The sequence below is a fragment of the Agromyces sp. NPDC055661 genome (assembly GCF_053618135.1).
In genome coordinates this window covers 269,535-287,566 of the sequence record NZ_JBSHHC010000002.1, presented here as the reverse complement: position 1 = coordinate 287,566, position 18,032 = coordinate 269,535, and the positions used below count along the sequence as shown (strand labels likewise).

Annotated in this window: 14 protein-coding genes and 1 tRNA gene; 3 read left to right on the top strand and 12 right to left on the bottom strand. The window is 72.1% G+C overall.

What is annotated here, in order from left to right; genetic code table 11:
• Positions 1-64: 64 nt before the first annotated feature.
• Complete coding sequence (locus ACWGO8_RS14885) at positions 65-1,147, top strand: hypothetical protein (protein WP_452043812.1); 1,083 nt, start codon at positions 65-67, stop codon at positions 1,145-1,147.
• Positions 1,148-1,171: 24 nt separating this feature from the next.
• Here ACWGO8_RS14885 and ACWGO8_RS14880 read toward each other — a convergent pair whose 3' ends face one another.
• The 5 genes from ACWGO8_RS14880 to ACWGO8_RS14860 form a co-directional block, all read right to left on the bottom strand.
• Complete coding sequence (locus tag ACWGO8_RS14880) at positions 1,172-2,464, bottom strand: CDP-glycerol glycerophosphotransferase family protein (protein WP_452043811.1); 1,293 nt, start codon at positions 2,462-2,464, stop codon at positions 1,172-1,174.
• Positions 2,465-2,548: 84 nt separating this feature from the next.
• Complete coding sequence (locus ACWGO8_RS14875; protein ID WP_452044573.1) at positions 2,549-3,394, bottom strand: glycosyltransferase family 2 protein; 846 nt, start codon at positions 3,392-3,394, stop codon at positions 2,549-2,551.
• Between the two features lie 193 nt (positions 3,395-3,587).
• Positions 3,588-4,400 carry a CDP-alcohol phosphatidyltransferase family protein gene (locus ACWGO8_RS14870; protein WP_452043810.1) on the bottom strand — a complete coding sequence of 271 codons (813 nt, stop codon included), beginning with the start codon at positions 4,398-4,400 and terminating at the stop codon, positions 3,588-3,590.
• Positions 4,401-4,405: 5 nt separating this feature from the next.
• Positions 4,406-5,461: a glycosyltransferase family 2 protein gene (locus tag ACWGO8_RS14865; RefSeq protein WP_452043809.1), complete on the bottom strand. Its 1,056-nt coding sequence runs from the start codon at positions 5,459-5,461 to the stop codon at positions 4,406-4,408.
• A 111-nt stretch (positions 5,462-5,572) separates the two neighbouring features.
• Positions 5,573-7,369, bottom strand: a complete 1,797-nt coding sequence (locus ACWGO8_RS14860) for a S1C family serine protease (protein WP_452043808.1) — start codon at positions 7,367-7,369, stop codon at positions 5,573-5,575.
• A 168-nt stretch (positions 7,370-7,537) separates the two neighbouring features.
• Here ACWGO8_RS14860 and ACWGO8_RS14855 point away from each other — a divergent pair, with 168 nt between their 5' ends.
• A complete protein-coding gene (locus ACWGO8_RS14855) occupies positions 7,538-8,755 on the top strand; it encodes a pyridoxal phosphate-dependent aminotransferase (RefSeq protein ID WP_452043807.1) in 1,218 nt (405 codons plus the stop codon).
• A 30-nt stretch (positions 8,756-8,785) separates the two neighbouring features.
• Here the strand turns inward: ACWGO8_RS14855 and ACWGO8_RS14850 are convergent, their stop codons facing one another.
• The 7 genes from ACWGO8_RS14850 to ACWGO8_RS14820 form a co-directional block, all read right to left on the bottom strand.
• Positions 8,786-9,619, bottom strand: coding sequence for a carbon-nitrogen hydrolase family protein (locus ACWGO8_RS14850; protein ID WP_452043806.1), 834 nt, complete (start codon positions 9,617-9,619; stop codon positions 8,786-8,788).
• 47 nt (positions 9,620-9,666) lie between these two features.
• Positions 9,667-9,825, bottom strand: a complete 159-nt coding sequence (locus tag ACWGO8_RS14845; RefSeq protein WP_452043805.1) for a hypothetical protein — start codon at positions 9,823-9,825, stop codon at positions 9,667-9,669.
• 115 nt (positions 9,826-9,940) lie between these two features.
• A tRNA-Met gene (locus ACWGO8_RS14840) sits at positions 9,941-10,017 on the bottom strand.
• A 53-nt stretch (positions 10,018-10,070) separates the two neighbouring features.
• Positions 10,071-10,445 (bottom strand): DUF1304 family protein, encoded by a 375-nt coding sequence (locus ACWGO8_RS14835; RefSeq protein WP_452043804.1) that lies wholly within the window; start codon positions 10,443-10,445, stop codon positions 10,071-10,073.
• A gap of 105 nt (positions 10,446-10,550) precedes the next feature.
• Complete coding sequence (locus ACWGO8_RS14830) at positions 10,551-11,408, bottom strand: class I SAM-dependent methyltransferase (RefSeq protein ID WP_452043803.1); 858 nt, start codon at positions 11,406-11,408, stop codon at positions 10,551-10,553.
• Position 11,409: 1 nt separating this feature from the next.
• Positions 11,410-14,319, bottom strand: coding sequence for a UPF0182 family membrane protein (locus ACWGO8_RS14825; RefSeq protein WP_452043802.1), 2,910 nt, complete (start codon positions 14,317-14,319; stop codon positions 11,410-11,412).
• 99 nt (positions 14,320-14,418) lie between these two features.
• The gene (locus ACWGO8_RS14820) at positions 14,419-15,522 is read right to left on the bottom strand and encodes a YlbL family protein (RefSeq protein WP_452043801.1); all 1,104 of its coding nucleotides are present in this window, start codon (positions 15,520-15,522) and stop codon (positions 14,419-14,421) included.
• A gap of 213 nt (positions 15,523-15,735) precedes the next feature.
• On the opposite strand from ACWGO8_RS14820, the gene ACWGO8_RS14815 reads away from it, so the two are divergent.
• Complete coding sequence (locus ACWGO8_RS14815; protein WP_452044572.1) at positions 15,736-17,055, top strand: zinc-dependent metalloprotease; 1,320 nt, start codon at positions 15,736-15,738, stop codon at positions 17,053-17,055.
• Positions 17,056-18,032: the final 977 nt, after the last annotated feature.

Here is an 18,032-nt window from a genome sequence, read left to right as displayed (position 1 = left end):
GGTTCGCTCGGGTTGGCGCTCTAAGATGCTCGGCATGGCCGAACGGGTGCACAGGATCACCTCGATGGGGCCGTCCGGACCGCACGAGGGCGAGCCGGGTGCGCCCGCCGACGGGTCGGCGGCGTGGCAGCCCGATCCGGGCCGGCCGGGGACGACCCGCGGAGCGGGCGAGCGCCCGGCCGACACCGGACGCGCCCAGGGCATGGAGCGGGGCATCGACGCGGTGCTGTCGATCCAGCGTCCGATCGTGCTGGCGCACCTGCGCGGCATCCGTCGACGCGTGCCGAACGCGACGCCCGACCAGCTCGTGCGGATCCTCGAGCGGCGCTACCTGGCCGCCGTGACCACGGGCGGTGCCGCCGTCGGCGCCACCGCCGTGATCCCCGGCATCAGCACGGGCATCACGCTCGCGCTGTCGGGGGTGGAGACGGCCGGGTTCCTCGAGGCGACCGCGCTCTTCGCGCAATCGGTCGCCGAGGTGCACGGCATCCCCGTGGACAACCCCGAGCGCGCGCGAGCGCTCGTGATGACCCTCATGCTCGGCCGCGAGGGCGTCGACCTCGTGCGCCAGTTCGCCGGTCAGGCGACCGGCGGCGGACCCGCCCGCAACGTGTTCTGGGGCGAGCTCATCACGAACAGCATGCCGAAGGCGCTCATGGGCACCATGGTCGATCAGCTGCGGCGCGTGTTCGTGAAGCAGTTCGCCGTGCGCGGCGGTGCGGGCATCATCGGCAAGGCGATCCCGTTCGGCATCGGCGCCGCGATCGGCGGCACGGGCAACCACCTGCTCGGCCGCAAGGTGCTGCAGCAGTCCCGGCTCGCGTTCGGCGGGGCGCCCGCGGTCCTGCCCGCGGAGCTCGAGCCGCGCGAGGGCGACGGGTTCATCCGCGTGACGGGTTCCCGGATCACCCGGGCCGGCGTGGCCGTCGGCGAGCTCGCGGCGACGACCGGACGCGGCATCCGCGGCGCAGCCGGCAAGGTCGGCCGCGGCATCACCCGCCGGAGGAAGGGCGACGACGCGCTCGAAGCGGGCAGGGCCGAGGAGACGAGCGACGTCGTGGGGGCGAAGCCTCCGACGCCGTCGGACGTCACGCCGCCCCTCGGCGAGCGCGGCGACGACGACACCGGGGCCCGGCGCGCCGGCTGAGCGCCGTGCACGAGCCCGCGGAGCCTACGCCAGCGCCTCCGCCTCGTCCTCGTCGTCCTCGTCGAACTCGTCGACCTCCTCGTCGTCCGCGTGCAGCGCGGCGAAGCGCGCCCACTCGTCCATGAGGTGGTCGACGGCGTCGTGGAATCGCGCCGTCGTGACGCCGGGGGTCGTGTCCCCGAAGTACCGCTCGACCCAGACACCGAGCCGTTCGAGCGCCTCGGCGTCGTGCGCGACCTCGTCGACGCGCGCGAGCATGCTCGCCCCGTCGCCCGCGTCGAGCCACTCGCACGCCTGCAGGTAGCCGCCCGTGTCGATCTGCGCCTCGGGGTTGGCCGGACGGGTGATGAGCAGCGGCCTGCCCGCGGCGAGCCGGTCGTAGACCATCGCCGAGATGTCGACGATCGCGACATCCGCCGCCGCGAGCTGCCAGCCGAGCGAGGGGCCGTCGTCGTAGACGTGCTGCGCCGACGGGTCGGCCGCGTTCGCCGCCGCGATCGCCTCGATGATCTCGCGGTTCGCTGCGCGGTAGTCGGGGTCGACGACGCCCGACCGCGGGTGCGGCCGGTAGATCACCCGGTGCCGTCCGGTGGCGAGCAGCGCGTTCACGAGCGCGACGCCGTGCGACGCGATCGAGCCGTACGCGGCGGCACCGCGATCGCCCTCCCACGTGGGTGCGTAGAGCACGACCTCGCGCTCGTCGGGCGTGTACGGCAGGGGCGTGCCGTCGAGGTAGTGATCGGCCTGCGGGCGCCCGATCGGGATCGCACGCTTGTCGAAGTCGTAGTCCCAGAGGACCTTCTCGAGCCGCGCCCGGGCCGCGTCGCCCGCGATGAGCGCGTAGTCGTACGCCTTGAACTGGTTCGTGGTCATGTACATCTTGTCGGACTCGCCGTGGTTGATGAACACGTGCCAGCGGCGCCCGTAGCGCATCATCTGGAAGTTCTTCGCGTTCTGGTTCACGTAGAACACGACGTGGAGGTCCTGGTCGTGGATGACCTGCTCGAGGTCGACGACGCGGCGCACGTACGCCACGGGCAGGGGCGACTCCTCGAGGAGCTCGAGCGCCGACCCGGAGGCGCGACTCAGGATGAGCACCGGATGCGTCTTCGAGAGCTCGAGCAGCGGCTTGTACCACTGCCGCAACTGGTAGAGGTTGACCCGGCCGTCGGCGAAGTACACGCCGACGCGGTAGTGGTGCGGTTCGAGCGCCGGGAGGTCGCGCAGCTTCCTCAGCAGCTCACGCTGCGCCCGCCGCGACCACATGATGTCCTTGGCCAGCTTGACGGCGCGCTGTGCATCTCTCCGCAATCCCACTCGCACTAGGGTACCGAAGGCACGGATGCCCCGGGGCCCGGGTCGGGCGACCGGTGTCGGACGCTCGGGGTCGGATGATCGGGGTCAGACGATCGGTGGCCGGCCTGCGAGCGTCATCCGCCACACCGTGCGCCACCGCATCGGACGCCGCTCCCCCGGATCCTCGCGCCAGCCCGCGCGCCAGCCGCCGAACCACGCCGTGAGCGCCGACGGGTTGCGGAACCAGCGCAGCACCTGGATCGCGGTCCACGAGCCGACGTAGAGCGGCACGAGCACGAGCGGCAGGTTGCGCCGGGCGAGCCAGACGCGGTTCCGCGCGTTGAGCCGGTAGTAGTACGCGTGGCGAGCGGGGTCGATGACCGGATGCCCCGCCTCGAGATCGCCCGCGTACCAGGCCACGTGACCCGTGTCCCACACCCGCCACGCCAGCTCGATGCCCTCGTGCGCGTAGAAGAACGGATCCGCCCAGCCGCCGGTGGCGTCGAACACGGCGCGCGGCATCAGCACGGCGCCCTCCCAGCACGAGAACACGTTGCTCGAGTGCGCCGGGTCGCCCTTGCGGATGCGCGGGATCCAGCGTCGCGGGGAGACCTCGCCGGTGGGATCGACGACACGTGGCTGGATGAGGCCGAGCTCGGGCCGGGCGGCGAGCTCGCGGCATCCGTCGGCCAGGAACCGCGGGCTCGGCAGGAACGCGTCGTCGTCGAGGAAGAACAGCACGTCGCCCGCCACCTCGGGCACGCCGCGGTTGCGACCGGCCGGGATGCCGAGGTTCTCGGGGAGGTGCAGCGTCTTCACCGCGCTCGGCAGCGGCGGCTCGGCGGTCGCGGGGTTCCACCCGTTGCCGACGCAGACGACGTCCACGGGGACGTCCTGCTGCTCGAGCACGCTCCGGATGCCGCGCGCGAGGTCGTCGGGCCGCTTGCCCATGGTGAGCACCACGACGCCGACCCGCGGCCGCCCGGTTCCGCTCGCTGAGCCCGTCGAAGCGGGCCCTTCGACGGGCTCAGGGACCGAGTCGCTCGCCGAGCCCGTCGAAGCGGGCCCTTCGACGGGCTCAGGGACCGAGTCGCTCGCTGAGCCCGTCGAAGCGGGCCCTTCGACGGGCTCAGGGAACGAACGGTCAGTACCGGACACGGCGGGAGGCCATGATCGCGACGAAGTGCCCCAGCAGCGAGAGCGCCGCGAGCGGCAGCAGCACCACGACGACGATGCGATCCACGAGCGGCTGCCCGGCGAACAGGCCCACGATGGCCGCGGCGAGCGCGATGAGCGTCAGCTCGACCGAGTGGTAGAGCCGGTGGAACGGCAGGAAGCGCGCCGCCTTGCGCAGCTTCGCGATGAGGCCGCCGCGGGGCGCGGTCTCGCCGTGCGTGTCGGCGAGCTTCGCCAGGCCGGCATTCGCGCGGGCGACGTGCACCATGTCGTTGAGCGCCTTGTTCAGCACGATGACGAGCGCGAGCAGGGCGCCGACCGTCGTCCAGAGGAAGTCGGCCGGGAACTCGAGCGGGTACGCCGCGGCGCGGATGCCGAGCGCGAGCGGGATGAGCGCCTCGGTCGTGTAGTGGCCGACCTTGTCGAGGAACACGCCGGCGGGCGACGACGTGCGGCGCCAGCGGGCGACCTCGCCGTCGCAGCAGTCCACGAGCATCTGCAGCTGGCCGAGCACGACCGCGAGCAGCGCGCCCCAGATCCCGGGGATGAGCAGGGCCGCCGCGGTCGACCAGCCGACGAGGATCATGAGGCCCGTGACGCCGTTCGCGGAGATCGGGGTCTTCAGCAGGAACCACGTGAGGTACGGCGAGAAGCGGCGGAGGTAGAGCGACGCCGTCCAGTGCTCGGCGTTGCGTCGACCGCGGACCTCGGGCGGCTGGGTGACGGCGCGGAGCTCGGCGATGCTCGTGGGCCTGGCCTGGGCCGGACCGGCTTGTGACATCCGCGTCACCTTCCCGTGTGCTTGGCGATGTTGCTCGTCAGCGAGAGGTACCCGAGCACGAAGCCCACACCCCACGAGACGTGTATGCAGGGCAAGACTACGAGAAACCACCACGCCACGGCGGCCCCGCGTCCGCGGGCGTAGACGAGCGTCGCGGCGACGACGAAGAGCAGGTAGGCGGCGGGGACGACGAAGCCGAGCAGCAGCCACGGCGTCGCGCCCATCGCGGCCTGCACGAGGCCGATGATCCCGAGGACCAGGCCGACGGTCACGCCCACCACCATCGCCGGCGGGATGAAGTAGCGGATGCCGTTGGCCGCCGGGAAGCGACGTGCCAACTCGCCGCGCCAGAGGCCGGTGGAGAACATCTGCCGGGCGAGCCGATCGACGCTCGACCGGGGCCGGTAGGTGACGGCGAGCTCGGGCGTGAACCACACCGTGCCGCCGGTCTGGCGCAGGCGCCGGTTGAGCTCCCAGTCCTGGCCGCGCTTGATGGTCTCGTCGAAGAGGCCGACGCGCTCGAGCGCGCTGCGGCGGAACACCCCGAGGTACACGGTCTCGGCCGGGCCCTCGGCGCCGCCGACGTGGAACGCGGATCCGCCGAGGCCGACCTTCGTCGTGTAGGCGAGCGCGACGGCCTGCTCGAACGGGGTCTCGCCGTGGGCGTCCATGATGCCGCCGACGTTGTCGGCAGCGGTGCGCTCGAGCACGCCGACGGCGACGCGGGCGTAGTCGACGGGCAGCATCGAGTGCGAGTCCACCCGCACGACCACCGGGTACCGCGCGGCGCGGATGCCGATGTTGAGGCCCGACGGCGTCGAGCCCACCTCGTTCTCGAGCACGCGCACGCGGTCGTCGCGGGCGGCGAGGTCGGCCACGAGCTCGGCGGTGCCGTCGATCGACGGACCGAGCGCGATGAGCACCTCGACGGGCCCGGAGTAGTCCTGCGCGAGGATCGACTCCACGGCGGCGCGCACGTGCGTCGCGTCGTTCAGCACCGGCATGACGTACGAGACGCCGACGAGCGGCGACGCTGCCGCCTCATGGTGCTGATCGGGCATGTTCCTCACTCGTTCGGGTCGATCGAGCCTAGCAGCCGGTGCATCCGCGGACGCCGAAGGGGCCGAGGTCCCATGGACCCCGGCCCCTGCGTTCGACCGGTCGTGCGAGCGTCAGCCCTCGAAGGTGCCGAGCGTCACGGTCGCGGTCTGCGAGTCGCCGTCGCGGGTGAAGGTGATCTGCGCCTTCTCGCCGCCCGGCAGCGCGCGGACCTGCGCGGTGAGGTCGGTCTGGTCGGTGATCGGCACGCCGTTGAACTCGGTGACCACGTCACCGGACTTCAGGCCGGCCTGCTCCGCCGCGCCACCCGAGCTCACCTCGGAGATCAGGGCGCCGACGGTGTCGCTCTGGCCGTCCGCCTCGGCCGACGTGACCGTCGCGCCGAGGAGGCCGTGCGTGGCCGTCCCGCTGTCGATGATCTCCTGCGAGATGCGCTTCGCGAGGTTCGACGGCACCGCGAACCCGACGCCGATGTTGCCGGCTTCGGAGCCCGAGCCGCCCGCCGAGAGGATCGCCACGTTCACGCCGATGAGCTTGCCCTCGGAGTCGAGGAGCGCACCGCCCGAGTTGCCCGGGTTGATCGCGGCATCCGTCTGGATGACCGGGAGCGACACCTGGCCGGATGACGCCTGCGGCGCCTGCGACTCGCTGCCGTCGGGGTTGGGCAGGTCGAAGAAGAAGTCGAACGGGCTCTGGCCGTCGCCCTGGCCCTGGTCGCCCTGGCCGGAGTCGCCCTGGCCGGAGTCGCCCTGCGAGTCGTCGGGCGTCGTCGGCGCGGCCGAGGAGGCCACGTCGATCGAGCGGTTGAGCGCACTGATGATGCCGTTCGTCACGGTGCCCGAGAGGCCGAGCGGTGCGCCGATGGCGATCGCCGTGTCGCCGACGTTGAGCTTGTCGGAGTCGGCGAAGTCGAGGGGCGTGAGGCCCGACGCGTCCACGAGCTTGATGACCGCGAGGTCGGACAGCGGGTCGGTCCCGATGAGCTTCGCCTCGTAGAGGTGGCCGTCGCTCGTCTTGACCTGGATGGTCGGGTCGCCCGTGGCGCCGTCGAGGGTCACGACATGCGTGTTGGTGAGCACGTAGCCGTCGTCCGACAGGATGATGCCCGAGCCGGTGCCGCCGGCCTGGCCGCCGGTGACCGAGATGGTCACGACGCTCGGGCTGGCCTTCGCCGCCACGGCGGTGATCTGGTTCACCGAGTCCGTGTCGTTGACGACGATGTTCTGCGCGCTGCCGGCGCTGTCGCTCGTGGCGGGCGGCTGGTTGCTCGAGATGAGCGCCGTGATGCCGGCACCGGACGCGCCGCCGATGAGCGCGGCCGCCACGATGGCGGCGGCGACGCCGAGGCCGACCCGGCGCTGCTTGGGCGCGGGCTGGCCGGCCTGTGCGGGCTGGCCGGGCTGCGTGCCGTACGGCGGCACGCCGGCGTAGGAGCCGGCCGCCGGGGCGTCGGCCGGGCGGGGTCCGCCGAACGCGGGCGGCACCTGGCCGCTCACGGGCTGCGTCGGGGCCGTCTGCTGGGCGGATGCCGCGGCGACGGGAGCGGGCGCGGCGTAGGGCTGCGGGGCCTGGCCGGGCTGGTAGACCGTGCCGGTCGCCTGGGCGGCCGGGACCGGTGCCGGGGTCGCAGGAGCGGCCGGAGCGGGAGTCTCGGGCGCGTGGGTCGCGGGTGCGGCGGGCGCCGCGGGGGCCTGCGTCGCGGGCGCGGCCGGAGCCGGCTCGGATGCTGCGGGGGCGGCGGCCGGAGCCGCCTCGGGTGCTGCCGGCGTCTCCGACGACGCGGCGGGGGTCTCGGGGGTCGTCGCTGCGGCCTCTCCGGCCTGGCTCGCGGCGGGCACAGGGGTTGCGGAGGTGGCGTCGACGACGCCCTCGCGGGCCTCCCCCGTCGAACCGTCAGTGGTGTCGGTCATGGTCTGCTCCTTCCAAAGCGATGCCAGCATCCCGCGCGAGTCTGTGTACGGCATCGGCGAAGTCTGTGATCCGGCTATCACCGGGCGGTGAGTCCTCCGAATGCGGTGGAGGCGCCCGTCGAGCCCGGGCGCCAGCGTACCGGCCCCACCCTGACGTACGGTGAGAGCGTGAGCGACTTCTCCCCCGCACCCGGCCTGCGGCCCTGGCAGCGCACCGCCGCGGGCGCCGGCCTGCTCGACGCCGACGGCCGCATCGCCGCCACGATATTCGCCGAGATGAGCGCCCTCGCCGCGCGCACGGGCGCGATCAACCTCGGGCAGGGGTTCCCCGACGAGGACGGCCCGGCCGAGGTGCTCGAGGCGGCGCGGCAGGCCATCGCCGACGGGGTCAACCAGTACCCGCCGGGCATCGGCATGCCAGTGCTGCGGGAGGCGATCGCCGCGCACCAGCGCCGCTGGTACGGGCTCGAGGTCGACGCGGCATCCGAGGTGCTCGTGACGGCCGGTGCCACCGAGGCGCTCGCCGCGACGCTGCTCGCCTTCGTCGACGCCGGCGACGAGGTCGTGACGTTCGAGCCCTACTACGACGCCTACGCGGCGCTCATCGCGCGCGCCGGCGGCGTGCACCGCACGGTGCCGCTTCGGTTCCCCGACTGGCGGCCCGACGCCGGCGAGCTCGAAGCGGCGGTCACCGATCGCACGCGCGTCATCCTCGTGAACTCGCCGCACAACCCGACGGGTGCGGTGCTCGACCGCGAGACGCTGGAGCTCGTCGTGCGCCTCGCCGAGCGGCACGACGCGATCATCGTCACCGACGAGGTCTACGAGCACCTCACGTTCGGCACGCCGCACACGCCGATCGCGACGCTGCCGGGCGCCCGGGATCGCACCGTGTCGATCTCGTCGGGCGGCAAGACGTTCTCGACGACCGGCTGGAAGATCGGCTGGGTCACCGCGCCCGCCCCGCTCGTGACCGCCGTGCTCGCCGTCAAGCAGTACCTGACGTTCGTGAACGGCGCGCCGTTCCAGCCCGCGATCGCCACCGGGCTGGGACTGCCCGATGCGTTCTTCGCGGATGCCGCGGCCGAGCTCGGCGCGAAGCGCGACCTGCTGGCGGTCGGCCTCGAGGCCGCGGGCTTCGCGATCTCGCGCCCCGCCGCGGGCTACTTCATCGTCGCGGATGCCGCGCCGCTCGGGTACCGCGACGGAGCCGTGCTGTGCCGCGAGCTGCCCGAGCGCGCGGGCGTGGTGGGCGTCCCGGTGTCGGCGTTCGTGCACCCCGACCGCCAGGACGCGTACCGCAGCCTCGTGCGCTTCGCGTTCTGCAAGCGGCATTCGGTGCTCGAGAACGCGTCGGCGCGGCTCGCTGGGCTCGCGGCGGGCTGACCGTTCGGGGTCCGGGCAGAGCCGATCGGCTCAGCTGCGCCGCTCGGTGACGTCGAAACGCCGCAGCGCCAGCGCCGGGTTGAGCCGCCGCACCGCCTCGATGCGCTCGCGCGACACCCAGGCGACCGCGACGTCCGTCGCCTCGCCGATCGTGGCGACCTCGACGCCCATCGGGTCGACGACCATGCTGTTGCCCGCACCGACCGGCGGCGCGTGGTCGGCGGCCGCGACGTACATCGTGTTCTCGAGCGCACGGGCCGTCGTGAGCACGCGCCAGTGCGCCTCCTTCAGCGGCCCGCGGACCCACTCGGCGGGCATGCACACCACGTCGGCGCCCGCGTCAACGATGCGGCGGGTCACCTCGGGGAACCGCACGTCGTAGCAGGTCTGCAACCCGAACCGCAGGCCGCCCGCCTCGAAGACCTCGGGCGACGCGATGTCGCCCGGCGCGACCGACTCCGACTCGCGCTGTCCGAACGCGTCGTACAGGTGCAGCTTCCGGTACCGGGCGACGACGCCCTCGCCCGGCGCGACGGCGACCACCGTGTTGCCCACGCGGCGCTCGTCGTCGTCGAGCCGCTCGATCATCCCGGCGACGAGGTGCACGTCGAGGCGGGTCGCGAGGTCGGCCAGCCCGTCGGTGAACCGGCCGCCCACGGGCTCCGCATTGGCGTGCCAGTCGGGTCCGGGCTCGGGCGTGAACCAGCTCGAGTACTCGGGGAACACGACGAGGCGCGCGCCCCGCGCCACCGCGAGCTCGGCGAGCCGGGTGATCTCGGCGAGGTTCGCGTCGGCGTCGGCGCCGGGCGCGAACTGGGCGACGGCGATCGGGAATCCGGGATCGGTCGGAGTCGGCGCGGCCATGCGGTCAGCGTAACGCGACCGGGGCGGCACCCGTCACTGCATGCAGGTCAGTCCCGAGCAGCGGCGATGGCTCCGATCGCCCACTCGTAATGACCGCCCAGGCACTCGTGCACGGGCTCCGCGAGCGGCCCCGAGACCCACGGATGCCGCGACGCGCTGTAGAGCTTCGCCTCGTCGATCCCGGCGACGCGCACGAGCAGCCGCACGGCGGGCCTCGTCGAGGAGGTCGGAGCGAGTCTCGGGAAGGGCCATCCGGCCATCGTAGAGTGCCGGGAAAGCAGAAGATCCCGGCCTCGAAATGAGACCGGGATCTTCTGTTGCTGGTTGCGGGGGCAGGATTTGAACCTACGACCTCTGGGTTATGAGCCCAGCGAGCTACCGAGCTGCTCCACCCCGCGGCACAAGAGATAACACTAGCATGCGGGTCATCGGTCGTCCAATCGAGCCCGACTCAGACGAGCATGGCGACGATCACGAGCACCGGCACGGTTACCAGCACGATCACGTTCCGCCAATACCGGATCTCGGTGAAGATGATCACGAACCCGAGGACGACGAGCACGATGCTCGTGAACGCCACGAGGGTGCGTCCGACCTCGGGATAGCCGAGGTTCACGGCCAGCACGCCCGCCAGGACGCCGAGCCCCCAGAGCATGTTGACGTAGCCGCTGTAGACGGCCCACGGCCGAACCGCCTCCAGATCCGCCGGCTGGATGTAGAGGAACGTGAAGAGCCGCGGGCTGCGGAAGAAGAACGCCGTGATGATCCCGACCAGGATCAGGGCGAGCCCTTCGACGACCGCGAGCACCTGCGCGACCACGCCCATACGGCACAGTGTGCTCGCGCGACACCGGCGTCACAATACCCCAGATCGGGCCATGGAAAGCGCTCTCGGCGAGCCCTTCGGCAGCACCCCGTCGAAGGGGCGCAGTCAGCGCGGCGGGGCCGTCGCGACGACCTCGTACGAGAGCGGGAGCCACTGCTCGGACGGCCACCCGAACATGCCCTCGCCGACCGGCACCGTGAGCGGGAAGATCCGCCACGGCACCCGGTAGTGCTCGTCGAACGCCTCGATCGAGAGTCCGGCCTCGCGCAGCGCACGCAGCACCTCGGCGAGCGGATGCATCCACTCCCACGTGCGCGCGTTCGAGATCTCGACCTCGTCGTCGGCGTAGTCGCGGCCGTCCTCGAGCACGTCGGGCTCGGGGTTCGCGTACGGGTACTGGAACACCGGCAGGCCGCCGGGTCCGCCGTCGCCGTCGAACACGAACGCGGTGGGGTGCCCGTCGGCGAAGTAGAGCCGGCCTCCTGGCTTCAGGAACCAGGCGATGATGCGGGCCCACTCCGCGACGTCGGGCAGCCAGCCGATCGTGCCCCAGGTCGTGAAGACGAGGTCGAACGACTCGGGCTCGGGCAGCAGGTGTCGCGCGTCGTAGATGTTCGCCTCGACGAAGCGGGCTCGATCGTCGATGCCGAGCTCGGCCGCCATGCGCCGCGCCTCCTCGACCGCCGGCCGCGAGAAGTCGAGGCCGACCACGCTCGCGCCGCGATTCGCGAGCGAGAGCGTGTCGGAGCCGAAGTGGCACTGCAGGTGCAGCACGCGCACGTCGTGCATGCCGTTGGGGAACAGGCGATCGATGCCCGCCCGCGCGATGGGGTCGAGCACGCCGTCGCCCCGCCGCAGCGGCTCCTGGTCGTAGAAGTCCGACGCGACGTGCACGGGCACGCGCTCGTCCCAGTTCGCCCGGTTGTCGTCGAGCCAGTCACCGCCCCGCAGGTCGACGGTCACGCTACTGCGGGTTCGTGTCGGGCTGGTTCAGCTCGATGAGCTGGGCGATGATCTCGGCGAGCTGCGCATCGGCGGCGCCGTACGCGGCCCAGTCGCCCGCGGCGAGCGCGGCCTGCTTGTTCTGCAGGGCGACCTTCGCCTCGTTGAGCAGCGCCTGCGTCTCGTCGTTCGGAACGGTCGGCGTGGTCGGCTGCTCACCGCCCTCGGGCGGCGTCGTCGGCGTCGTGCCGGGCTCCACCTCCTCGTCGCCCGCCGCGGCGCCGGAGTCGCCGCCGAACAGCACGTCGAGCGCGAGGTCCAGCGTGTCCTGGAACGCGATCTGGTCGCCGAAGGCCACGAGCACCTTCTGGAGCAGCGGGTAGCTCGTGTTGCCGGTCGACTTCACGTACACCGGCTGCACGTAGAGCAGGCCGCCGCCGACCGGCACCGTGAGCAGGTTGCCGTTGATCACCTCGGACTGCCCCTGCTTCAGCAGGTTCAGCGACTGCGACACCGTCGGATCGCCGTTGAAGGTGTTCTGCACCTGCCCCGGACCCGGCACGTTGTCGTCTTCGGGGAGGGTCAGCAGGCGCAGCTTGCCGTAGCCCTCCGCACGTTCGCCGTCGGTCGACCCCGCATCGGAGTCCACCGCGAGGTAGCCGCGCAGCACGTTCCGACTCTGCTCGCCGCGAGCCTCGGGGATGAACGTCGAGTACAGCGAGTACGCCGGCACGTCCTGCCCGGGCATCTGCATCGTGAGGTAGTACGGCGGCTGCAGCAGCTGCGTGTTCGAGGCCGCGGTCGGGTCGTTCGGCGTGGTCCACGCGTCTTCACGCGAGTAGAACGAGCCGGGGTTGGTCACGTGGTAGCGGCCCAGGATGGCCCGCTGCATCTTGAACAGGTCGGCCGGGTAGCGCACGTGGCTGAGCAGGTCGCCCGACATCTTGCTCATCGGCTCGAGCGTCGAGGGGAAGATCTTCTGCCAGGTCTGGAGGATGGGGTCCTGGTCGTCCCAGGCGTAGAGCTTCACCGAGCCGTCGTAGGCGTCGACCGTGGCCTTCACCGAGTTGCGGATGTAGTTGACCTCGTCGAACGGGAGCGACTGCGGCAGGCCCTCGCTGTCGGCGATGGCCTCGCTCATGCTGACCTTGTTGGAGTACGGGTACTGGTCGGTGAGCGTGTAGCCGTCGACGATCCAGACCACGCGCCCGTCGACGACCGACGGGTAGGTGTCGGAGTCGAGCGTGAGGTACGGCGCGACCTTCTTGACGCGCTCGATGGGGTCGCGGTCGTAGAGGATCTGGGAATCGTCGTTCACGGCGTCGGAGAGGAAGATCTGCTCGGACTGGAACTTCAGCGCGTAGACGAGCTTCGTGAACACGTTGTCGAGCTTCGGACCGCCGTCGCCCTCGAACGTCGTGTAGGTCTGCTCGTCGGTCGACGCGCCGGCCGCCGGATAGTCGAGCTCGACGGGGTCGGAGCCCTCGGGCGCGCCCACGATCGAGTACGACGGCGAGTCCTCGCCGAAGTACACGCGCGGCTCGAACTCGCCGAGCACGCCCGTCGACGGGATGCCGGACTGCAGGAACACCGGCTGACCGTCGACCGAGCGCTGGTTGCCCGCCGCCGCGACGAGGCCGTAGCCGTGCGTGTAGACGATGTGCGAGTTGAACCACGTCTCGGCGTCGCCGAGGCCCGAGAGGGCGAGGTCGCGCACGGCGACCACGGTGTCCTGCGTGGTGCCGTCGATGTCGTAGCGGTCGACGTCGAGCGCGTCGGGGAACTGGTAGTACTGCCGGAACTGCTCGAGCTGCTGGAACGCCGGGCTGATCACGAGCGGATCCATCAGGCGGATGTTCGCGGTCGTCGCGGCATCCGATCGCAGCGCGCCGGGCTCGGCGTCGGTCTTCGCCTCGAACGGGATGGACTCGATGTCGGCGACCCCGTAGGCGTCGCGTGTCTGGTCGATGTTGCGCTCGATGTAGGGCGCCTCGAGCGAACGGGCGCTCGGGTCGACCTGGAAGCGCTGGATGACCCATGGGTAGAGCGAGCCGATGATGAGGCTCGACACGATGAGCAGGGCGGTGCCGATGAGCGGCAGGCGCCAGCGCCCGATGATCGCGGTCACGAAGAACAGCACCGCCACGACGGCGGCGATCGCGGCGAGGATGCCGCGACCCGGGATGACGGCGTTGACGTCGGTGTATGCCGCACCGGTCATGAGCGTCGAGTTTTCGGTGACGGTGGCGTACTGGTCGAACCAGATGCTGATGGCCTGCAGCAGCAGGTAGATGCCGGCCGTGACGGCGATCTGGATCCGCGCCGACTTCGAGATGACGACCTCGCGACCGCTCACGCGGATGGAGCCGTAGAGGTAGTTCGTCGCGATGACGAGCAGGAGCGAGAGGAGCACGACGGCCGAGGCGAACCCGACGATCGAACGGTAGAAGGGGAGCTCGAAGACGTAGAAGCCCACGTCGAAGCCGAACTGCGGGTCGTTCGTGCCGAACGGCGTGCGGTTGAGCCACATGAGCGTGAGCTCCCAGCGGCTCGATGCCGAGACGCCGGCGAACACGCCGAGCACGGCCGGGATGCCGTACATCGCGAGGCGGCGCAGCGGCTCGAAGACCTCCTGGTACCGGTCGAGCTGCGAGTTGAGCTTCGCGTAGACGGGCCGCGTGCGGTACGCGAGCTGGATGGACGCCCAGACGGGCACGGCCATCGCGAGGAACCCGATGAGGAACAGGACGATCCGCGCGATCCATTCCGTGGTGAGCACGTTCAGGAATCCGAGCTGGTCGTACCAGAGGACGTCGGCGTAGAGTCCGACGAACACGAAGAACCCGATCACCAGCAGGGCGACGACCCCGATCGTGATCAGGATCGGCGCGCGGCGTCGCGGAATCCTCGGTTCTTGCGTCTGTGCTGACACTCTCGGCCTCTGTTCGGGGTCGCTGTGGGGGCTCGGGATTCCATCCTATGGTCGCGATGCTTGGAAACGGCTGTTCGGCCGTTCGCTGTCAGCGACGCCTCAGGATGCCTCGCAGGACGGGAATCCCGAGGTGTCGCCGCCCTCGCCGATGGTCTCGACGATGGAGCGCGCCTGGTCGAGGGTCTCGACGGCGAACACCCGGATGCCGTCGGGGACATGTCCCACGACCTCGTCGCAGTTCGAGGCGGGTGCGAGGAACCAGTCGGCCCCCGCCCCCTCGGCGCCCCAGAGCTTCTGCCGGATGCCGCCGATGGCCCCGACCTCGCCCGCCGAGTCGATCGTGCCGGTGCCGGCGATGATCTCGCCGCCGGTCATGGCGCCGGGCGTGAGCTTGTCGATGATGCCGAGGGCGAACATCATGCCCGCGCTCGGGCCGCCGACGTTGTCGAGCTGGAGCTCGACGTCGATCGGGAACTCGTAGGCCATCCGCACGCCGACGCCGAGCACGACCGAGCCGTTGCGCTCGACGGGGGTCACCTGCACCGTGAGCGGCGCGCCGTCGCGCACGATCGACAGCTCCGCCGGGGCCTCGGCCCCGTTGTCGCGGACCGCGCCGCGCAGCTCGTCGATCGAGTTGACCGGCTCGCCGTTCACCTCGGTGATGACGTCGCCCTCCTCGAGGACGCCCACCGCGGGCGAGTCCTCGACGATGCCGGCGACGGTCACGTCGCGCGGGAAGTCGTAGCCGAGCTCGACGAGGGCCGCCGCGATGGCGTCCTGCTGGGAGTCGACCATCGCCGCCTCGTTCTGCGCGTCCCGGTCCTCGTCGGTCACGCCGGGCGGGAAGATCGCCTCGACCGGCACCGCCGAGCGCGTGCGGTCGAACCAGGCGCCGAGCACCTCGAGCCAGTTCGGCGTCTGCCCCGGGCGGCCGAGCACGGTCACCGTGAGCAGGTTCAGCTCGCCGTCGGTGGGGAAGGTCTCCTCGTCGGGGATCTCGATGAGGGGGACATCGTCGCCGTCGTGGTCGGCGGTGCCCAGCGTGTCGTAGACCGGCCCGGGCTGCTCGATGACGTACGGCGACGGGAGCAGCGCGAACAGCACGCCGATGAGGACGGCGACGATGATCGCGATGCCGCCGATCCGCTCCCGGCGCGAGCGGGCGCGCGGGCGCGGCGACGGGTCGTCGTCGAAGAGGGCCATCCCATTCCTCCCAGGGCGAGCCGGACGCCGCCTGGGGCGCCGGGCGGCGATGTTCGCGAAGGGCGGACAGCCGGAAGGCCCAGCCTAGGCCATTTCCCAGACACGCGCCTGAGTGCCGGGGCTACGGTTGAAGTGACGCGACTGGAGGTGGCGCACGTGGCCGATCGGGACGACGAGTCCTTCGAACGGAACCCCGAGGAGGAGTTCCGGGAGATGCTCCGCGAGCTGCTCTCGGGGTCGGGCGGCATCGATCCGTCCCGGCTCGCGGGCGCAGCCGGACTGCCCAATGATCCGGCGAGCATCGCGGCCCTGTTCGGGCAGCTGCAGCAGGCGATGAACCGCGGCGACGAGGGCATCGACTGGAGCGTCGCGCTGCGCCAGGGCGAGGAGCGCGCGGCATCCGAGCAGCGGCAGATCACGCCCGAGGAGCGCGCCCGCCTCGACCAGGCCCTCCAGGTGGCGGCGCTCTGGCTCGACGAGGTCGTGGACTTCGGCGGCCTGCCGGACACCCCCGAGCTGCTCACGCGACGCGCGTGGGTGGCGGCGACGATGCCCGTGTGGTCGCAGCTCGCGGAGCCCGTGGCGCTCAGCATCTCCGACTCCCTGACCCGCGTGATGAGCGAGCAGGCGCCCGAGGAGCTGAAGTCGATGATCCAGGGCGCGAGCCGCATGATGCGCGGCATCGGCGGCGCCCTGTTCGCGATGCAGCTCGGCCAGGTCGTCGGGCAGCTCGCCGACGAGGTGGTCTCGGGCGGCGACATCGGCATCCCGCTGCAGAACGACGGCCGCGCTGCGCTGCTCCCCCAGAACGTCGCCGAGTTCGGCGACGGCCTCGACATCCCCAGCGACCAGGTGGAGCTCTACCTCGGCGTGCGCGAGCTCGCGCACGCCCGGCTCTTCCGGCACGCGCGCTGGCTGCGCCTGCACCTCATCACCGCCATCACGGCGTTCGCCCGCGGCATCGACATCGACACCGACCGCCTCGAGGAGCTCGCAGAAGGCTTCGACCCGTCGAACACCGACGCGTTGCGCGACGCGGTCGTGAACGGCGCGCTGATCCGCCCGAAGAGCGAGGCGCAGGAGGCGGCGCTCGCCCGCCTCGAGACGATGCTCGCGCTCGTCGAGGGCTGGGTCGACGCGGTGACGGCCGACGCCACCGGTCGCCTGCCCAAGTCCGACGCGATCGCCGAGTCCATCCGGCGCCGGCGTGCGTCCGGAGGCCCGGCCGAGTCCGCATTCGCGACGCTCGTCGGCCTCGAGCTGCGTCCGCGCCGACTCCGGGAGGCGGCGGCCATGTGGCGTGCGGTCACCGAGGCGGTCGGCGTCGAGGCGCGCGACGCGCTCTGGGCGCACCCCGACCTGCTGCCGACGTCGGCCGACATCGACGACCCGAGCGGCCTCGTCGCACGACTCACGGGCAGCGACACCGCCGAGTCCGAGGCCGACGACGAGTTCGACCAGGCGCTCGAGCAGCTGCTCCGCGGCGAGACGCCCGCGGCGCCCGGCGAGGACGGCGAGGAGCCCAAGGCCTGACCCGACGGGGCGGCGGGTGCCGGGATCTCCGGTCGTCCCGCCTGTGCGTCCGGCGCTGCGCGTCCGGCGCTGCGCGTCCGGCGCTGCGCGTCCGGCCCTGCGCGTCCGGCCCGTGCGTGCCACCTGTGGACGGATGCCGCGCCGCCGCGCCGCGCTCGGGCATGCTCGCGTCATGGCTCCGCGCATCGACCCGGCCCTCCCGCTCGTCTGGCGCTCGCCCGCCGACCTCCAGCTCGGGGCGACGGAGGCCCGCGTGGTGCTCCGCGACGCGGGCGACCTCGAGACGGGCCTCATCTCGGCGCTCCGCCACGGCGCGAGCGTCGGCACGCTGACCACGATCGGCCTCGGGCTCGGCAGCAGCCCCGAGCGGGTCCGCGAACTGCTCACCGCGCTCGAGCCGGCGTTCGAGGCGGTGCCGGTGCCGGCGCCCGAGGCAGCGGGCCCGGCGTCACGCCGCACGGTCGCGATCGACGCGGAGGGTGAGCTCGGCGCGCGACTCGCAGCCGACCTGACCGCCCTCGGCCACGACGTGGTCGACCTCGAGCGCGACGCGGACCGCGTCGCCGACCCCGGAGAGGTCGCCGACCACGCTGACCCCGCCCGCGACGGCACGACGGGCGTCGCGGCATCCGTGCTCGACGCCGTCTCGATCGCCGTCATCGCCGCCGACTGGGTCGTGCGCCCCGCGCGTCACCTGCGGTGGCTCCGCCGCGACGTGCCGCACCTCGCCATCGTGTTCGACGACGCGGGCGCTCGGGTCGGCCCGCTCGTCGAGCCCGGCGCCGGCCCGTGCCTGCGTTGCCTCGAGCTCGCGCGTCGCGACGCGGATGCCGCATGGCCGGTCATCGCGGCGCAGCTGGCCGGCCGCCCCTCGGCCACCCGCGATGCGCGGGCGATGATCGGCGCCGCCGCGATCGCGGTCGCGGCCGTCGACGATCGCCTGGCCCACGGACCGGGCGCGCTCGCGTCGACGTCGA